The following is a 15,805-nucleotide window of genomic DNA, read 5'->3' as shown; positions in this document are numbered from 1 at the left end:
CTGAGCAGAACTGCGACGCGAATGGCTCTTGAAGTGCGGCGTTCACACACATTGGACTGCGCGGAAGTATCTGGCTTGTGTCAGGCAAGCGGCTCGGATGTAAGGCTGTGTGTCCGTTCGGCCGGCCGATACATTGCGATACAAATATCGCTCTGCCGTCTGACGGCCGATGGGCCCGAAGGATGGCACGGGTGCGCAAAACCAACCATGAGCACTATTGTCGCTAGACCGGCCGCGCAAGCAGTTCCTCACCCATCCGCTCAGAAAAGAAACAGCCCTGCACGTCCAGTGGGCTATCATGCCTATCCTCTCCGAAGTAGCTCCTTATGATTTCCGTCCGTAATGTCACGCTGCGCCGTGGCGTCAATGTCGTACTCGATAGCGCGTCCGTCACCTTCACCCCCGGCGAAAAGATTGGCCTTGTCGGCCGCAATGGCGCCGGCAAATCGTCCTTCTTCGGCCTTCTCAACGGCACGCTGCACGAAGACAGCGGCGAATTCTCGATTCCCGCTGCGTGGAAGATGGGCCAGGTCGCGCAGGAAATGCCGGAGACCGAGCAGAGTGCAACCGACTTCGTCATCGACGGTGACACCGTACTGCTAGCCGCGCAGGCCGAAGTAGCCGCCGCCGAGGCCAGCGACGACGGCATGCGCATGGCGCACGCCTACATGGCCCTGCACGACGCCGGCGCACATGACGCTCCCGCGCGTGCCCAGGCGCTGATCCTGGGCCTGGGTTTCAGTACCGCGCAGCTCAGCCAGCCGGTCAACAGTTTCTCCGGCGGCTGGCGCATGCGGCTGCAACTGGCGCGCGCGCTCATGTGCCCGTCCGACTTGCTGTTGCTCGACGAGCCGACCAATCACCTCGACCTCGACGCGCTGGTCTGGCTGGAAGCGTGGCTCAAGCGCTATCAAGGAACCCTGGTCGTGATCAGCCACGATCGCGAGTTCCTCGATGCGGTGACGCAAGTGACGGTGCACGTCGACAACGCCAAGCTCGTGCGTTATGGCGGCAACTACAGCAAGTTCGAAGACATGCGTGCTGAGCAACTGCTGTTGCAGCAGGCCGCGATGGCGAGGCAAGCGGACAAGATCGCCCACCTGCAGAAATTCATCGACCGTTTCAAGGCCAAGGCCTCGAAGGCGAAGCAGGCGCAGAGCCGGGTCAAGGCGCTCGAACGCATGGAGAAGATCGCGCCGGTGCTTGCCGATGCGGAGTTCACCTTCGAGTTCAAGGAACCGCTCAACGTCCCGAACCCATTGTTGTCGATGCTGGACGCGAGCTTCGGCTACGCGGCGCCCACCGACGCGCCGCCGGGCACGCCGCCGACGGTCATCGTGCGGGGCATCAACCGCTCCGTGCTGGCCGGGCAGCGCATCGGCATTCTCGGTGCCAACGGCCAGGGCAAGTCCACTTTGGTGAAGACGGTGGCGCACGAACTGGCGCCGATTGCCGGCGAAATCAGCGAAGGTAAAGGCCTGAACATCGGTTACTTCGCACAGCAGGAACTCGACGTGCTGCGTCCTCTCGACACGCCGATGGAACACATGATCCGCCTTGCCAAGGACACGTCTGCGCACATGCGTGCGCCCGGCCAGAGCGGCACCGAACAATCGCTTCGCACCTTCCTCGGCACCTTCAATTTTAGCGGCGACATGGTTCATCAGGCGGTCAGCACGATGAGCGGCGGCGAAAAAGCGCGGCTCGTGTTGTGCATGATCGTGTGGCAGCGCCCTAACCTGCTGCTGCTCGACGAGCCGACCAACCACCTCGACCTCGCCACACGCGAAGCGCTAGGCATGGCGCTAAACGAATTCGAAGGCACCGTAATGCTGGTCAGTCACGACCGGTCGCTATTGCGCGCGGTGTGTGACGAGTTCTGGCTTGTCACCAAGGGTGGCGTCGAGCCCTTCGACGGCGATCTGGACGATTACCAGCAGTTCCTGCGCGACGAAGCCCGTCGCATGCGCGAGCAGGCTGCGGGACAGTAAAAGGTCAGGAAGTGAGTTGCGAAACGCGTGCCGTCGGAACGATGTCGCTTGCGGGCTCTTTGTCGAACCCGTAAAACGAGTGCGGGGTCGAGCACAGGATTGCATCGACGAGCGAGGGCGCGAGACCTAAGTCCAGCAGCGCGGAAAGCGTCTGGCTGAAGTCTGTCGCGTGTTCAAATTGCGTGTGTGGCCAGTCGCTGCCCCACATCAGGCGTTCGGTGCCGAATGCGTTGATCAGTCGGTCCGTGGCATCGCGCATAAAATTCGAGCCAGGTTTTGAGCAACGATAGGCGCCCGAGATCTTGACCCACACGCGACCTGAAGGGCCAAGCGCCAGCAGGTCCTTGAACCCTGGGTCGCTGGTTCCACTGTCGGGGGCAGGGCGGCCAAAATGGTCCACGACGACAGGCAAGCCCACAGCCAGCAAGGAGTTGATGAGCGGAGCCAGGTCCGACGCTTCCCTGTGCAACTCGACATGCCAGCCGAGTTTCGACAAGCGCCGCCATAGCGTCGTGTAGGGTGCCGCGCTGAGGTCGGGGAGCGTCTGCCCGATAAGGTTGAGACGCACGCCTGTAACGCCTTGGCCGTTCAGTTGCGCGAGGTCGTCTTCCGAAATATCGGGAGAAACGACTGCCACTCCCCTCAGCCGGGTCCGGTCCCTCGTCAGCGCCTGTAAAAGGTAGCTGTTGTCGGTACCGAGAAAGCTTGGCTGGACCAGCACGGCATGTCCAATATCGTTTGCGTCCAGAAGCTTCCGGTAGGCATCCAGCGTTGCGTCATAGTCGGGTGCGTAGCGCCGTTCGTCCGCGAGCGGCAGTGCTTTTGCAAACACATGCGCATGCGTGTCAACCCGCGGCAGAGCTGGCCGCGCAATGGGTCGAGCCTGAATCATCGCTGGCTCCGGGGATGGTCAAGCGCGAAATCGGCATCGGCGACCGGTTGCGAAGCCTGCTCGACAGCAGTCGGCCGCAACCGCTTGCCGCGCGTTTCGGGAAGCAGCAACACGGCAACCATCGCCAGTCCGTACGCAATTGCCGCATCGATACCGATCGCGGCTCCCAGCGACATCGAATGACTCATGTACCCGACCAGCACAGGAAAACCCGCCGAAGCGATGCGGCCAAAGTTGTAGCAAAAACCGACGCCTGTCCCGCGCATGTCCGCAGGATAAAGCTCGTTGAAAAGCGCGCCCAGGCTGGCCGGGATGCCCGCGGCGAAAAAGCCCAGCGGGAAGCCGAGAACAAGCATCTGCGTATTGCTCAGCGGAAGCATCACGTAGGCCAGCACGGTGACGATGCATGAGAACGCAAAGAATGCGATGTTGCGCCGGCGTCCGATACGGTCGAGCAGGTAAGCGCTCGCCATACAGCCGCACCAGAATGCGACGATGACGACGGCAAGATAGCCACCCGTGTTCAGGACCGACAGATGTCTCTCCTTGGAGAGGAAGGTCGGCAGCCAGGTCATGATGGCGTAGTACCCGCCGTGGGCGCCCGTGCCCAGAATCGCGCCGATAACCGTAGTCTTGATGACGCGCGGCTGAAATACCTGCGCGATTTGCGCCCACACGGAAACAGCCGGTTCGGCCCGAGACGGGGCGACGCGCACGGGTTCGCGAAGATTGCGACGCACGTAGAGGACGAGCAGCGCGGGCAGCAGGCCAACGCCGAACATGACACGCCACGCCGTGTCTGACGGCAACCATGAAAAGGCGGCAGCGTACAGCAGCACCGCGCCGCCCCAGCCGACAGCCCAGGCGCTCTGCACTGCGCCCATGGCCTTGCCGCGATGCTCCGTGCTGATGGTTTCAGCCATCAACACCGCGCCCGCGGCCCACTCTCCGCCGAACCCGAATCCTTGCAGGGCCTTCAGGACCAGCAGTTGAGGAAAACTCTGGGCGAAGGCACAAAGGAAAGTGAATCCCGCAAACCAGAGGATCGTAATCTGCAGCGTGCGCACCCGGCCAATCCTGTCGGACAAAGCGCCCGCCAACCAGCCGCCCATTGCCGACGACACCAATGTCACGCCGCTGATGGCGCCCGCCTGGGTGTGGTCGATGCCGTAGGCTGCAATGATTGCCGGGATTGCCAGGGTGAACATCTGCACGTCGAGGGCATCGAGGCCCCAACCGGCGAAACATCCCCAGAAGGTGCTGCGCTCGAGGGGTGTTCCTCGCTTGTACCAGGTGAACATCGTCGTCTCCACGGGTCAATTCATATATTCATGTATATGACTATATGTTTAGTTTAAGCTCTTCCAGGAGGTTGTCATTGAGGATTTACCCTCGCTCCCGCAGATGTTGTACAGTCACTACTCCTGTGAACAACTATATGAATCATGGATATGCAATCGCTCTCAGGTAAGCCGGACGGTCGCTTGCCCCGCTACCAGCAACTGCGCGACGACCTTGTGCGCCGTATTGCAGAGGGCGAGTGGTCACCTGAAAAGGCGATCGCCACGGAGGCTGAGCTTAGTCAGTTCTATAACGTATCGACCGGAACGCTCCGCAAGGCGATTGATCTGCTGGTGGCCGACGGGGTGCTCACCCGCACTCAGGGAAAGGGGACCTTTGTCCGGCGCCCGCGATTCGATTCGTCGCTGTTCCGATTCTTCCGGTTCAAGTCAGTCGACGGCAAACCGGTCCGGCCGACGGCGAAGGTGCTCAGGCGCGAAGTCGTCAAGCCGAACGAAACAATTCGCTCAACTTTGCAGATGAAGGCGACCGAGAAGACTCTTCATCTGTCGCGAGTGCGGATGATTGAAGGGGAAGCGGTATTGTCGGAAGAAATATGGCTTCCTCGGAGCCGTTTCGAAGGGCTGGCGACACTGCCCCTCGGTGACTTCGAAGACTTGCTGTATCCGCTCTACGAGCGGCTCTGCCGGCAAATCGTGGCGTCCGCCACCGAGATTCTGAACGTCGAAAAGGCCACGGAAGCTGATGCAGCGCTGTTGCGCATCGAGGTCGGCAGTCCGGTAATCCTCGTGCAGCGTGTCGCATCCGATTTTGCCGGGACACCGATTGAATGGCGCACCACGCGCGGCGCCGCTGAAGCATTCCAGTATCAGGTCGACATTCGCTGACAACGCGGCTTCGTCGCCGCGCCTGCTGCTTTCGCCGGCGCCGACGACGATGAACGACGCTGTCGCATCTGACAGGCCGCGTTTTCGCGCGCGAGTCGGCTCCCACATTCGGCCTCAATCTCCCTTCCGTTGAGAACATTGGCGCGCGCAGCCTGCTGCCACGGCAGCGAGTTTGCGCACGCTCGTCCGGGTAATACCTGATTGCAGCTCGACTTCAAACATACAAACATATACATGACTATATCAATTTGCTTGTTTTCGTTCGGCTGGGCGTTTTGTGAGACGCCGGTCTCGCGGCTGCGGGCATAGACCTTGGAGCAAAGATGTCTACGCCTGCAACACGCGAGCAGAAGGTAATGAGGAAAATGGCATGGCGGCTGATGCCTCTGCTGATTGTCATGTTTCTCATCGCATTCATCGACCGGCAGAATGTCGGCTTCGCGAAACTGGAGATGGTCCACGCACTCGGCATGACAGAAGCCGCATACGGACTCGGAGCATCGCTGTTTTTCATTGGCTATCTGCTGTTCGAGGTGCCCAGCACACTCGCGCTACATCGTTTCGGTGCCCGGACGTGGCTTGCTCGCATCATGATCACGTGGGGCGTCGTCACAGTACTCATGGCGTTCACGCGCTCACTGCCAGTTTTTTACTCGTTCCGGTTTGCACTTGGCGTTGCTGAAGCGGGCTTCTATCCAGGCGTCATTTACTACCTGACGCAGTGGTTTCCTCAAAGCTATAGAACGCGCGTGCTCGGCCTCTTTACTCTTGGAAGCTCGCTGGCGAACATGCTCGGTGCGCTGGTGGGAGGGCTGCTCCTTTCCTTGGGCGGAACATTCGGACTGGCGGGTTGGCAATGGGTCTTCCTTGCCACTGGCATTCCGGCAATTCTGATTGCATTCGTAGCGCTTAAATTTCTCCCGAGCTCCGTCAGGGAGGCGAACTTCCTGTCGGACGAGGAAAGGGACATTGTGGACGCGGCGCTCAAGCGCGAAGCGTCCACCGAGGCAAAAGAGTCACGCCCATGGGCCGCATTGCTTGACCCAAAGGTTCTCCTGTTCGCAGTGACCTACATGCTGATGTCGACGTCGCTGTACGGCGTTACGTACTGGCTGCCTACGCTGGTTAAGAGTTGGGGGGTTTCGTCGAGCGTCAACGGCCTCCTCAACATGATTCCGTGGGCACTTGCGGCACTGCTTCTGCTTTGGCTCCCCGGTAAGCTCAAACGCGAACAGGTGGTGCTAAAAGCAATGGTCGTGGTCGCAGGCATCGGCGTCGTATGCTTTGCCTCCAGCCTCGTACTGCCGACCGTTTCGTTGCGCTTCATTGCTCTGTGTCTCGGCGGCGCCTGTATTCCTTTGCTCTACCCTTGCTTCTGGTCGCTTCCCCCGCGCTTCTTTTCCGGCGCTCGAGCCGCGGCAAGTGTTGCTGCCATCAACTGCATCGGCAATCTCGGAGGGTTCTTTGCACAGAATCTGATGCCGTACGTCGGCAAGGTAAGCGGTAGCCACATCGCACCCATGCTTGTTCCGACTGCATGCCTGTTAGCTCTTGCAATCGGCACCGCCATTGCGTGGAAAGTCGGCGGACATCGCAAGGCGGAACTTGCATCATCGACGGTGCCGCTTTGACGAGCGCGACGACGCTTCTGGGCTCGTTGCCCAGGAGCGTCGTGAATTCATTCGCGCCATTTTCGAGCGGTTGCCGCCTGGGTAAGCTCGACATCGCGATGGGCTAAAGTTATCTGAGGTGACGGGGGCCGTTCCATAACGAAATACCCCAACGTGATCGTCCGGCCACATGCTTACGCTTTCGCTTTCGCGCCCATCTTCACCAGTTCGAAAGGCGTCTCCCTCATCCGCTTCCCAGTAAGTCTAAAGACCGCATTCCCCACCGCCGGCGCCACCGAAGGACTCGACAACTCCCCCACACCGCCGGGTTTAGAGGTATCACCCTGCACAATCAAAATATCAACCTCCGGCAAATCACTCATCCGCATCACCCGATAACTATCAAAGTTCTTTTGCCGGATCTGCCCGTGCCGAATATCAACTCGATCCACCGTTGCATGCCCTAGGCCCCACATCAACCCGCCATAAAGCTGCTCCTCGACCCCGCCAGGCGAAACCGCCAACCCACAATCCGCCACACAGGTCAGCTTCTCAATCACAACTCCATCACCCTTCCGAGCCACCCGCGCCACCACCGCCACATAACTGCTATACGCCTGATTCGTCGCCACGCCCAAAGCAGTGCCGGCAGGCAACGCGTTCCCCCATCCGGCCCGCTTCGCCGCCTCCCGCAAAACAGCCTGATGCCTCGGATCCTTCATATGCGTGAGCCGAAACTCAACAGGATCTCGACCTCCCGCATGCGCGGCCTCATCCATAAACGACTCAACCGCAAACACATTCGGGATGTAGCTCACCGCCCGATACCAGCCAGTCGGCACACCTGTCTCATGCCGCACCCAACCAATATCCACATGCGGCGCGCCATAAGCGAATTCATACTTACTGATCGCTTCAGTGGTGCTGTAATCCATCCGGTCCGGCCGATCAAAGTACCCAGGCTCCCACTGCTCCGGTGAAGCAGGCATCACCGCCCGCAATTGCAACGTCGCCAAATTGCCGCGCGAATCGAGCGCTGCCTTCGCCCGATGAAAACTCGCCGAGTGGTAGTAAAGCGCGCGCATTTCATCTTCACGGCTATTCATCAACTTGACCGGCTTTCCAACTTTCAACGCGAGCCACGTCACTTCGAAAAGCCAGTACTTCGACTCACGCGACCCAAAGCTGCCACCTGAAACAAGCTCATGCAGCACGACACGATTCGCGGGAATACCGCCGATCACTTCAGCCGCCTCCTGCACCGTCGACGGCACTTGCAGCCCACCCCAATACTCGATTGAACCATCTTTCCTGGCCCACGCAGTCACATTGATCGGCTCAAGCGGACATTGCGCCTTATAAGGCATCGAATAAGAAGCCTCAATCACACGCGCCCCATGCGGAAACGCGGTCTTCAAATCGCCACTCTGAATAGTCGGCACAACCCGCGCCGCAGGATCGTCGAGCCACATCGCCTGACGCGCGGCAAGCGTGCTGCTATCGAAAGTCTCAAGCGGACTGTCTTCCCACTCCACGTGTAACGCCGCCTGCCCCTTATGCGCGGACCAATAATCATCGGCTAACACAGCAACACCCGCCTGATTGCCGCCGAGAATGTCGGGCCGACCAGGAATCTGCAACACCTGCCGCACACCCGGCACGGCCAGCGCGGCTTTAGCATCCACGCTACGCACGCGTGCGTCGATCACTGGTGCACGCGTGACCACCGCGACCAGCATGTCCGGCAACGACACGTCGATGCTGTACGGAAACGCGCCCCTCGCCTTCTCCACGGCGCCGCGTTTCTTCCGCAATTTGCCGATGTATTTGAACTGCGACGGGTCTTTCAGCACGACGTCTTTCGGTGCGGGCATTTGCGCCGCGACCTGCGCAAGCGACCCATAGTTCGCACGCATGCCGTTGGCCTTATTGACCACGAATCCGTTGTCCGTGGAACACGTCGACGGCGCCACATTCCACTGTTTTGCCGCAGCGGCAATCAACATGGCGCGCGCGGTCGCACCCGCACGTCGCAAGCGCTCGTATTCCAACGAGACGCTCGTACTCCCGCCCGTCGAAAACACCTTCCACAACGGGTGAATGTAGTCGCCGTAAAACGGATTCTCCGGCGTGATCACATCGACGCGAAACAGATCGACGTCCAGTTCTTCCGCGACCATTGCAGCGAGCGCGGTACGCGTGCCTGTTCCGGAATCGTGTTTATGGACGACCAGCTTGATCGTATCGTCCGGCAGCACGCGCACCCACGCATTCGGTTCGAATTCACCGGCTTGCGGGTTGGGGTCACCGCTTTTGTCGTCGCCCTTGGCGAAGGCTTCGGGCAACTGGAAGCCGATCGCGAGACCCGAGGCCAACAACGCGGAACTCTGTTTGATAAACCGGCGACGCGCAGCGCCGCGCGCGCTGGCGAACACCTCTTTGTCGTTGTTCATTCAGGCCTCCTCTTTCTTAACATAGGACGAGCACGCCGATGCACACTCATGCACATCCACAGCCGCCAACGCCGGGTCACCCGACGCCGCGCGCTTGATCGCCTTTCGAATCCGCGAGTAGCTGCCGCATCGACAGATGTTGCCCGACATGGCCGTCGTGATGGTTTCGTCGTTGACGGTTGGCTTGTCCTTGAGAAACGCGGCCGCCTGCATCAACTGGCCGGACTGGCAGTAGCCGCATTGCGGCACGTCCTCCGCGACCCATGCAAGTTGCAGCGGATGCCGCCCATCCTTCGACAAACCTTCAATCGTCGTAATGCGTTTGCCGGCCACGGCCACAGCGGGCAGCAAACAGGAGCGCACTGCCTCGCCTTCAAGATGCACGGTGCACGCGCCGCAAAAGCCGCCGCCGCAGCCGAATTTCGTGCCGGTCAATTTGAGCCGGTCGCGCAACACCCACAACAAGGGCATGTCTTCCGGTACATTGTCGAGCGAGTGCCGCGTGTCGTTGACCACGATCTCGATCATGCGCTGTCTCCTGAATGTCGTTGTGCAGCGCGACGCATGCATGAGTGGATGCGTGACAAGGGCCGCGTGCTTGCGGTCATTATTGAAAGCCGTTAAGCGCAACGCCAGCGACCATTTCTTCCACCGTCTGTCAGTCCGGCTAACACCATGTTGAAGCGCTACCCGTCCATTCAGTCGATGCAAGCCTTCCTGCAAGCCGCGCGCGTCGGCAGCTTTTCGAGCGCGGCGCGGCAGTTGTCGCTCACGCATAGCGCGATCAGCCAGCAGATCCGCACGCTCGAAGAGTTCGTCGGCCAGCCGCTTTTCGTGCGCGAAAGCGGTCGCGTGGTGTTGACGGATGCCGGCGTGCTGTTCGCAAATCAGTTGGCGGATGGCTTCGAGCAGATCGATCGTGCGTTGTCGTCAGTGAAAGAGCGCGCGGTCAAGCAATCCATTACGCTGGACGTCGATCCTGAACTCGCGCAGAGCTGGCTGGTGGCGCGTTTGCCCGCATTGCTCGGCGCGCTGACCGGCACGTCGCTCACGATGTTGTCAACGCCGCGTCATGACCGCAGCGCGTTTGAGCGCGTGGATATTGCGTTGCGGTATGGGTATGGAGAATGGGACGGCTTCGAAAACGCGCTCATTTGCGGCGACCGTCTGACGGCGATGGGTTCGCCTTCGCTATTGCAGGCACGCGGCCTCAGCGTGCCGCTCACGCCTGAGCAGCTGCTGGAGTTGCCGTTACTGGGTTATACCAAGCGTTCGTGGATTCCCTGGCTCGCCGCTGCGGGCCTGCCCGAGGTCGAGCCGGACGCCGTAGCGGTTTTCGATAACGCTGCAGGCCTGATCGCCGCGGCCAGCGCAGGCGTAGGCGCGGGTTTGGCGCGCGGCCTGCTCGCCGCCGACGCGCAACGAAACGGCAGTCTGGTCGAACTCACGCAAGTGGAAATTCCAACGCACTACAACCTCTACGCCGTGTGGCCGCGTGAGAAAGCCGAGCGCGTGGCGCCGCTAATCGACGTGATCCGCGACCTGGTCGCGCAAACTAACAGCGCGCGTTAGGTCGTACTAGCCGCCACTTCCCGCACGGTATCGAGAAACAACGACAACACCGGCGAAGGCGTCTCAGCACGACAGCGCGCGTGAAGCGACACTTCGGGACGCGGCGCGGCCACCGGCACGAACGCGACGCCGCCCGTCGATAACTGCCGCGCGGATGAAGGCAGCAGCGCCACACCCAGCCCTTCGCGCACGAGGCACAACAGCGTATGCACCTCGACCACTTCCTGTTCGATCCGCGGTGTGAACCCTGCTTCGACGCAACAGTCCTGTAAAAAGCGCGCCAGTTGCGACTGCCGCAAACCGAACGACACGAAGCGCTCGGCCTCCAACTCCCGCAACGCAATCTCCCCACGCGACGCCAGCGCATGCCCCAACGGCAACGCCACGACCGCCGACTCGCGCATCACCACTTCGCTGCGAATCTCGGGGTCTTCATGCGAAACGCGAAAGAAACACACATCGAGCCGCCGCTCTTTCAACGCGAGAATCTGCGCGGCCGGTGTCATCTCATGCAGCGTCCACCGCACTTGCGGATGCTTCTCCGCGAATACCCGTAGCGCGCGCGGAATCGGTTCGACCATCGCCGAACTGATGATGCCGATCTCGAGACTCCCCACTTCGCCACGTCCCGCGCAACGCGTCAGATCGATCGCGCGTTCGAACTGAGCGAAGATCAACGGCACCTGTTCTTTAAGTGTTTTCCCTGCCTCGGTGAGTTCGACACGGTGTTGCGAGCGTGTGAACAACGCGGTGCCCATCTCCTCTTCGAGGATGCGAATCTGCTGACTCAGCGGCGGCTGGGAAATGTGCAGCCGCGCGGCTGCCCGGCCGAAATGCAGTTCGTCGGCAAGCACCGCGAAGTAACGCAACAGCCGCATGTCCATATCGCCAACGTATCAAGATCGTGGTTAAAAAATATTGTACAGAGCGTTTTTATCTTGTGAGACTGCATCGCAAGCAGCAGTGCACATCAGTGTGACACTCGATGCCGGCGAGGGGAAGGCGCTCAAAAACAGCGCCTTGCAAAGGGCCGCATGGGCAAGCCCGACGGGCTCGGTTCCATCGATGCGCCTGCCCGCGATCCGGCAACTGGATACACCAGTTCCTCTCAAGGAGATCGAGTACATGATCATCGACACTAGCTGTTATCCGACCAACCTGGTCGACCTCGCGTGGCGCCATGACGGCGAGCCATTTTCCGGCGAGCGTCTGATCGAGGTGATGGACGGCCCCTACATCATCAACGGCAAGCCTCGCCGCATCGATAAGGCCTTCATTCAACCGCCGCAAGGCAACACCATCTATACGTGGACCGACGGCGAACGCTCAGGCCGCGAGTCGATCGACGACTACATGGCGTACACCGTCGAATGCGTTCAGAAGTATCCGGACCGCCTGCTCGGCTGTTTCGTCTACAACCCGCGTTGCGGTCCGGAGAACGGCGCCGAAGCGATCGAGTTCTATGCGAAGGAACACGGCTTCAAGATGGTGCAGTTACAGGCCAACATGCATGCGTATCGTCCCGACCGCGCGCTCGACTGGTTGCGCCCCGCGTTGCGTAAATGCGCGGACCTCGGCCTGCTGGTGAAGCTGCACACCGGCGACGGTCCGTACAGCATTCCGAGCGAGTGGTATCCGCTGATCCGCGAATTCCCGTCGGTGAATTTCATCATGGCGCACTTCGGCGTGCAGACCGGTGGCGTGTATTGCTTCGAGCCGTATCAAATGGCGCTCGACACGCCGAACGTGTATTGCGAATCGAGCTGGTGTTTGCAATCGCGAATCGTCGAATTCGCGAAAGTACTGCCCACGCACAAGATTCTCTACGGTTCCGACACGCCGCCGAACGAGCCGGGCATGTGGCTGCGTTTGCTCGAAGTGCTGTGTCACGAACCGCCGCAAGGCCTGAATCTCGACGAAGACACGCTCGAAGATTATCTCGGCAACAACCTCGCCCGCATGATCGGCATCGAGCCGAGCGCGCCGCCGAGGAGCGTGGAAGAAGCGCAAGCCTATCTGAAACACCACGCCGGCGCCGCGAAGAAACACGCGGGCCAGGCCGACTACGCAGGAGCCCGTTGATGATCATCGATACCCATCTGCACCCCACGAATCTCGTCGACGAAGCGTGGCGCCATACCGGCGAACCGTTCACCGGCGAACGCCTGCTGAAGATGATGGACGGTCCGTACATCATCAACGGCAAGCCGCGCCGTATCGACATGGGCTTCATTCAGCCGCCGCCGGGCAATACCGGCTATCGCGACGGCAATCGACGCGGCCGTGAAGGCATTCGCGACTACATGTCGTATATCGCCGAATTAACGCAGAAATACCCGGATCGTTTTATCGGCAACTTCACGTACAACCCGCGTTGGGGTCCGGAGAATGGCGCGGCTGAACTCGAATTCCACGTGAAGGAATACGGCTTCAAGATGCTCAAGCTGCACGCGAACATGCACGGCTACCGCCCCGATCGCGCGCTCGACTGGTTGCGCCCCGCGATGAAGAAATGCGCTGAGCTTGGTGTGGTCGTGCTGATTCACACCGGCGATGGCCCATACACGATCCCGACGCAGTTCTATCCGATCATCCGCGAATTCCCGATGGTGAATTTCATCATCGGTCACTTCGGAATTCAGACGGGCGGCAACTATTCGTTCGAAGCGTTCTGGATGGCGATGGATACGCCGAACGTGTATTGCGAATCGGGCTGGTGCTATCAGTCGCGCATCGTCGAATTCGCTCGCGAACTGCCGCGCAACAAGATCGTGTTCGGCACGGATTCGCCGCCGAACGAGCCGGGCATGTGGCTGCGCGAACTCGAAATGCTGTGCGGTCCCGCGCCGCAAGGCATGAATCTGGACGAGGACGGTCTCGAAGACTATATGGGCAACAACATCGCCCGTCTTGTCGGTATCGAGCCGACCAAACCGCCGAAGGATCTCGCCGAAGCGGAGAAGCGTTTGAAGGCGACTTATGTGAATGACGTCACGCAGCCGGCTTGACGCCGACTGATTGATGGTTCAAAGCAGGCGCGGTTAGCGCCGCGCCTGCCCCGGTTGTCTCACACGGAGTTCACTATGGCGGATAACCTCTTCCGCGCCACGCAGGATTTTCATCGCTTCGCGCTTGCGTATCGCGAGCACTATCCCGACGATGTTTTGACGCTTAAGCAACCGCTGTCCGCCGACCAGGACGTCACGGCGGTCGTCGCCGAACTCGCGGCGCGCGGGCAGCATCCCATGTTGATCTGCGAAAAGGTCGATGGGATCGCAACGCCTCTCGTCACGAATTTTTTTGCTTCGCGTACACGTATTGGGCGTCTGTTCGATGTCGACGCGTCCGGCCTGTTCGACGCATATCAACACCGCGCGAATGCGCCTATCGCACCCGTGTTCGTATCGAACGGTCCCGTACTGGATCAGGTCATTGAAGGCGATGCTGTCGATCTCGCGCAGTTGCCGATGATCCGCCACTTCGATACTGACCGCGGCCCGTACATCACGAACGCGGTGATCGTCGCCGAAGATCCGGTCACCGGTGTGGCGAACCTCAGTTATCACCGCTCGATGCGGCACGCGAAAAACGCCTTGGCCACCAGCCTGCATTCGCGCGGACACCTCTGGCGCATGCTGCAAACCGCCCAGGCACGCGGCGACACGTTGAAAGTCGCGATGGTGATCGGCGCGCATCCGCTGTTCATGCTGGCCGCCGCCGCGCGCGTGCCGTTCGGCACCGACGAGCGCGCAATCGCAGGCGGTCTGTTCGGTGCGCCGCTGCAACTGGTGCGCACGCCGCGCTACGGCATCGGCGTGCCCGCTTGCGCCGAGTTCGTGCTGGAAGGCACGATCGATCCTTCAGCTCACGCCGAAGAAGGCCCGTTCGGTGAATTCACCGGCTATTCATCGGACCGCTCGACGAACAACGTGCTGCGCGTCGATACGATGATGCGTCGTCACGATGCGTGGCTCGTCGATGTGGTCGGCGGTCCTTACGCAGAACATTTGACGTTGGCGCGCTTGCCGCGTGAAGCGGAGATGAGCGAGAAGCTGAAGGCGCGCTTCCCATCCGTCACGGCATTGCACTATCCCAACTCCGGCACACACTTTCACTGCTACGTCGCGCTGAATCAAACGCGCGACGGCGAAGCGCGCCAGATCATGCTCGCGCTGCTCGGCTGGGATCCGTATCTGAAGAACGTCGTGGCGGTGGATAGCGACATCGACATTACCAACGACTCGCAGGTGCTGTGGGCTATCGCCACGCATTTTCAGCCGCACCAGGACGTATTTATCGTTGATGGTTTGCCGGGCAGTCCGCTCGATCCATCGTCGTCCGCAGCGGGCACCACGTCGCGCATGGGCATCGACGCGACGCGCGGTTCGCATTTCGACGGCATCCGCGCGCGGATCAGCGAACGTGCCTCGCAAGAGGCCGTCGACATTCTGTCCCGCGCCGCCGGAGTACAGCAATGAGCACGCGGCGACTCGTAGTCGGCATCAGCGGCGCATCCGGCTTTACTTATGGCGTGCGCCTACTCCAATTGCTGCGTCAACTCGATATCGAAACGCATCTGACCGTCTCGCGCAGCGCGTTACTCACGATGACGCACGAGACCGACTACAAGTTCGCCGACGTCAGCGCGCTAGCCAGCGCCACCTACCGTTGCGACGACATGGCCGCGGCCATTTCCAGCGGCTCGTTCCGTTCGCTGGGCATGATCGTCGCGCCGTGCTCGATGAAGACGCTCGCCGAAATTGCCAGCGGCATGTCGTCGAGTCTGATCTCACGCGCCGCCGATGTCACGTTGAAAGAGCGCCGCCCGCTAGTACTGCTGGCGCGCGAAACACCGTACACGCTGGCGCATCTGCGCAACATGATAGCCGTAACCGAAATGGGCGCGATCGTCGCGCCACCCGTGCCGGCGTTTTACGCGCGCCCCGCTTCACTCGACCAGATGATCGATCACACGCTTGGCCGCGTGCTCGATCTGTTCGGTCTCGAAGCGGGCACCGTCAAACGCTGGCGAGAAGCTGAAGCACAAGCACCGTATATCGCCTAATAGCCGAACCGCAGTACGAACGAAGAAACGGAG

General features: G+C 60.6%; 13 protein-coding genes. 8 read left to right on the top strand and 5 right to left on the bottom strand.

The window, feature by feature from the left end; genetic code table 11:
- Positions 1-326: 326 nt before the first annotated feature.
- Entirely contained in the window at positions 327-1,991 is a 1,665-nt protein-coding gene (locus BPHYT_RS35400; protein WP_012428934.1) for an ABC-F family ATP-binding cassette domain-containing protein, read from the top strand.
- Positions 1,992-1,995: 4 nt separating this feature from the next.
- On the opposite strand, the gene BPHYT_RS35395 is transcribed toward BPHYT_RS35400, so the two are convergent.
- Both BPHYT_RS35395 and BPHYT_RS35390 read right to left on the bottom strand, forming a co-directional pair.
- Positions 1,996-2,883, bottom strand: a complete 888-nt coding sequence (locus BPHYT_RS35395; RefSeq protein WP_012428933.1) for an amidohydrolase family protein — start codon at positions 2,881-2,883, stop codon at positions 1,996-1,998.
- Positions 2,880-4,184 carry an MFS transporter gene (locus BPHYT_RS35390; protein ID WP_012428932.1) on the bottom strand — a complete coding sequence of 435 codons (1,305 nt, stop codon included), beginning with the start codon at positions 4,182-4,184 and terminating at the stop codon, positions 2,880-2,882. The genes BPHYT_RS35395 and BPHYT_RS35390 overlap by 4 nt, the downstream gene beginning before the upstream one ends.
- A 150-nt stretch (positions 4,185-4,334) precedes the next feature.
- Between BPHYT_RS35390 and BPHYT_RS35385 the strand changes: the two genes are divergently transcribed.
- Both BPHYT_RS35385 and BPHYT_RS35380 read left to right on the top strand, forming a co-directional pair.
- Positions 4,335-5,072: a GntR family transcriptional regulator gene (locus tag BPHYT_RS35385; RefSeq protein ID WP_041759931.1), complete on the top strand. Its 738-nt coding sequence runs from the start codon at positions 4,335-4,337 to the stop codon at positions 5,070-5,072.
- 323 nt (positions 5,073-5,395) lie between these two features.
- Positions 5,396-6,703 carry an MFS transporter gene (locus tag BPHYT_RS35380; protein WP_012428930.1) on the top strand — a complete coding sequence of 436 codons (1,308 nt, stop codon included), beginning with the start codon at positions 5,396-5,398 and terminating at the stop codon, positions 6,701-6,703.
- Positions 6,704-6,876: 173 nt separating this feature from the next.
- Here the strand turns inward: BPHYT_RS35380 and BPHYT_RS35375 are convergent, their stop codons facing one another.
- Together BPHYT_RS35375 and BPHYT_RS35370 are read right to left on the bottom strand one after the other, a co-directional pair.
- Positions 6,877-9,135, bottom strand: a complete 2,259-nt coding sequence (locus BPHYT_RS35375; RefSeq protein ID WP_012428929.1) for a xanthine dehydrogenase family protein molybdopterin-binding subunit — start codon at positions 9,133-9,135, stop codon at positions 6,877-6,879.
- Entirely contained in the window at positions 9,136-9,663 is a 528-nt protein-coding gene (locus BPHYT_RS35370) for a (2Fe-2S)-binding protein (protein ID WP_012428928.1), read from the bottom strand. It abuts the gene before it with no gap.
- Between the two features lie 147 nt (positions 9,664-9,810).
- Between BPHYT_RS35370 and BPHYT_RS35365 the strand changes: the two genes are divergently transcribed.
- Positions 9,811-10,707, top strand: a complete 897-nt coding sequence (locus tag BPHYT_RS35365; RefSeq protein ID WP_012428927.1) for a LysR substrate-binding domain-containing protein — start codon at positions 9,811-9,813, stop codon at positions 10,705-10,707.
- Here the strand turns inward: BPHYT_RS35365 and BPHYT_RS35360 are convergent.
- A complete protein-coding gene (locus BPHYT_RS35360) occupies positions 10,704-11,591 on the bottom strand; it encodes a LysR substrate-binding domain-containing protein (RefSeq protein WP_012428926.1) in 888 nt (295 codons plus the stop codon). The two genes, BPHYT_RS35365 and BPHYT_RS35360, sit on opposite strands and share 4 nt — an antisense overlap.
- A 241-nt stretch (positions 11,592-11,832) precedes the next feature.
- Between BPHYT_RS35360 and BPHYT_RS35355 the strand changes: the two genes are divergently transcribed.
- From BPHYT_RS35355 to BPHYT_RS35340, 4 genes are all read left to right on the top strand, one after another.
- The gene (locus BPHYT_RS35355) at positions 11,833-12,789 is read left to right on the top strand and encodes an amidohydrolase family protein (protein WP_012428925.1); all 957 of its coding nucleotides are present in this window, start codon (positions 11,833-11,835) and stop codon (positions 12,787-12,789) included.
- On the top strand, positions 12,789-13,715 hold the full coding sequence (locus BPHYT_RS35350) for an amidohydrolase family protein (protein WP_012428924.1): 927 nt from the start codon (positions 12,789-12,791) through the stop codon (positions 13,713-13,715). Before BPHYT_RS35355 ends, BPHYT_RS35350 begins: the two co-directional genes overlap by 1 nt.
- Before the next feature lie 75 nt (positions 13,716-13,790).
- Positions 13,791-15,185, top strand: coding sequence for a UbiD family decarboxylase (locus BPHYT_RS35345; RefSeq protein ID WP_012428923.1), 1,395 nt, complete (start codon positions 13,791-13,793; stop codon positions 15,183-15,185).
- Positions 15,182-15,772, top strand: a complete 591-nt coding sequence (locus BPHYT_RS35340; RefSeq protein ID WP_012428922.1) for a UbiX family flavin prenyltransferase — start codon at positions 15,182-15,184, stop codon at positions 15,770-15,772. The genes BPHYT_RS35345 and BPHYT_RS35340 overlap by 4 nt, the downstream gene beginning before the upstream one ends.
- The last annotated feature ends 33 nt before the right edge of the window (positions 15,773-15,805 follow it).

The organism is Paraburkholderia phytofirmans PsJN, assembly GCF_000020125.1.
Classification (GTDB): domain Bacteria; phylum Pseudomonadota; class Gammaproteobacteria; order Burkholderiales; family Burkholderiaceae; genus Paraburkholderia; species Paraburkholderia phytofirmans.
This window is presented reverse-complemented; position numbering and strand designations above follow the sequence as displayed.

Coding starts and splice junctions, on each gene's coding strand:
- BPHYT_RS35395 (WP_012428933.1), bottom strand. CDS start 2,883: ATGATTCAGGCTCGACCCATTGCGCGGCCAGCTCTGCCGCGGGTTGAC.
- BPHYT_RS35345 (WP_012428923.1), top strand. CDS start 13,791: ATGGCGGATAACCTCTTCCGCGCCACGCAGGATTTTCATCGCTTCGCG.
- BPHYT_RS35355 (WP_012428925.1), top strand. CDS start 11,833: ATGATCATCGACACTAGCTGTTATCCGACCAACCTGGTCGACCTCGCG.
- BPHYT_RS35380 (WP_012428930.1), top strand. CDS start 5,396: ATGTCTACGCCTGCAACACGCGAGCAGAAGGTAATGAGGAAAATGGCA.
- BPHYT_RS35340 (WP_012428922.1), top strand. CDS start 15,182: ATGAGCACGCGGCGACTCGTAGTCGGCATCAGCGGCGCATCCGGCTTT.
- BPHYT_RS35350 (WP_012428924.1), top strand. CDS start 12,789: ATGATCATCGATACCCATCTGCACCCCACGAATCTCGTCGACGAAGCG.
- BPHYT_RS35360 (WP_012428926.1), bottom strand. CDS start 11,591: ATGGACATGCGGCTGTTGCGTTACTTCGCGGTGCTTGCCGACGAACTG.
- BPHYT_RS35400 (WP_012428934.1), top strand. CDS start 327: ATGATTTCCGTCCGTAATGTCACGCTGCGCCGTGGCGTCAATGTCGTA.
- BPHYT_RS35390 (WP_012428932.1), bottom strand. CDS start 4,184: ATGTTCACCTGGTACAAGCGAGGAACACCCCTCGAGCGCAGCACCTTC.
- BPHYT_RS35365 (WP_012428927.1), top strand. CDS start 9,811: ATGTTGAAGCGCTACCCGTCCATTCAGTCGATGCAAGCCTTCCTGCAA.
- BPHYT_RS35375 (WP_012428929.1), bottom strand. CDS start 9,135: ATGAACAACGACAAAGAGGTGTTCGCCAGCGCGCGCGGCGCTGCGCGT.
- BPHYT_RS35385 (WP_041759931.1), top strand. CDS start 4,335: ATGCAATCGCTCTCAGGTAAGCCGGACGGTCGCTTGCCCCGCTACCAG.
- BPHYT_RS35370 (WP_012428928.1), bottom strand. CDS start 9,663: ATGATCGAGATCGTGGTCAACGACACGCGGCACTCGCTCGACAATGTA.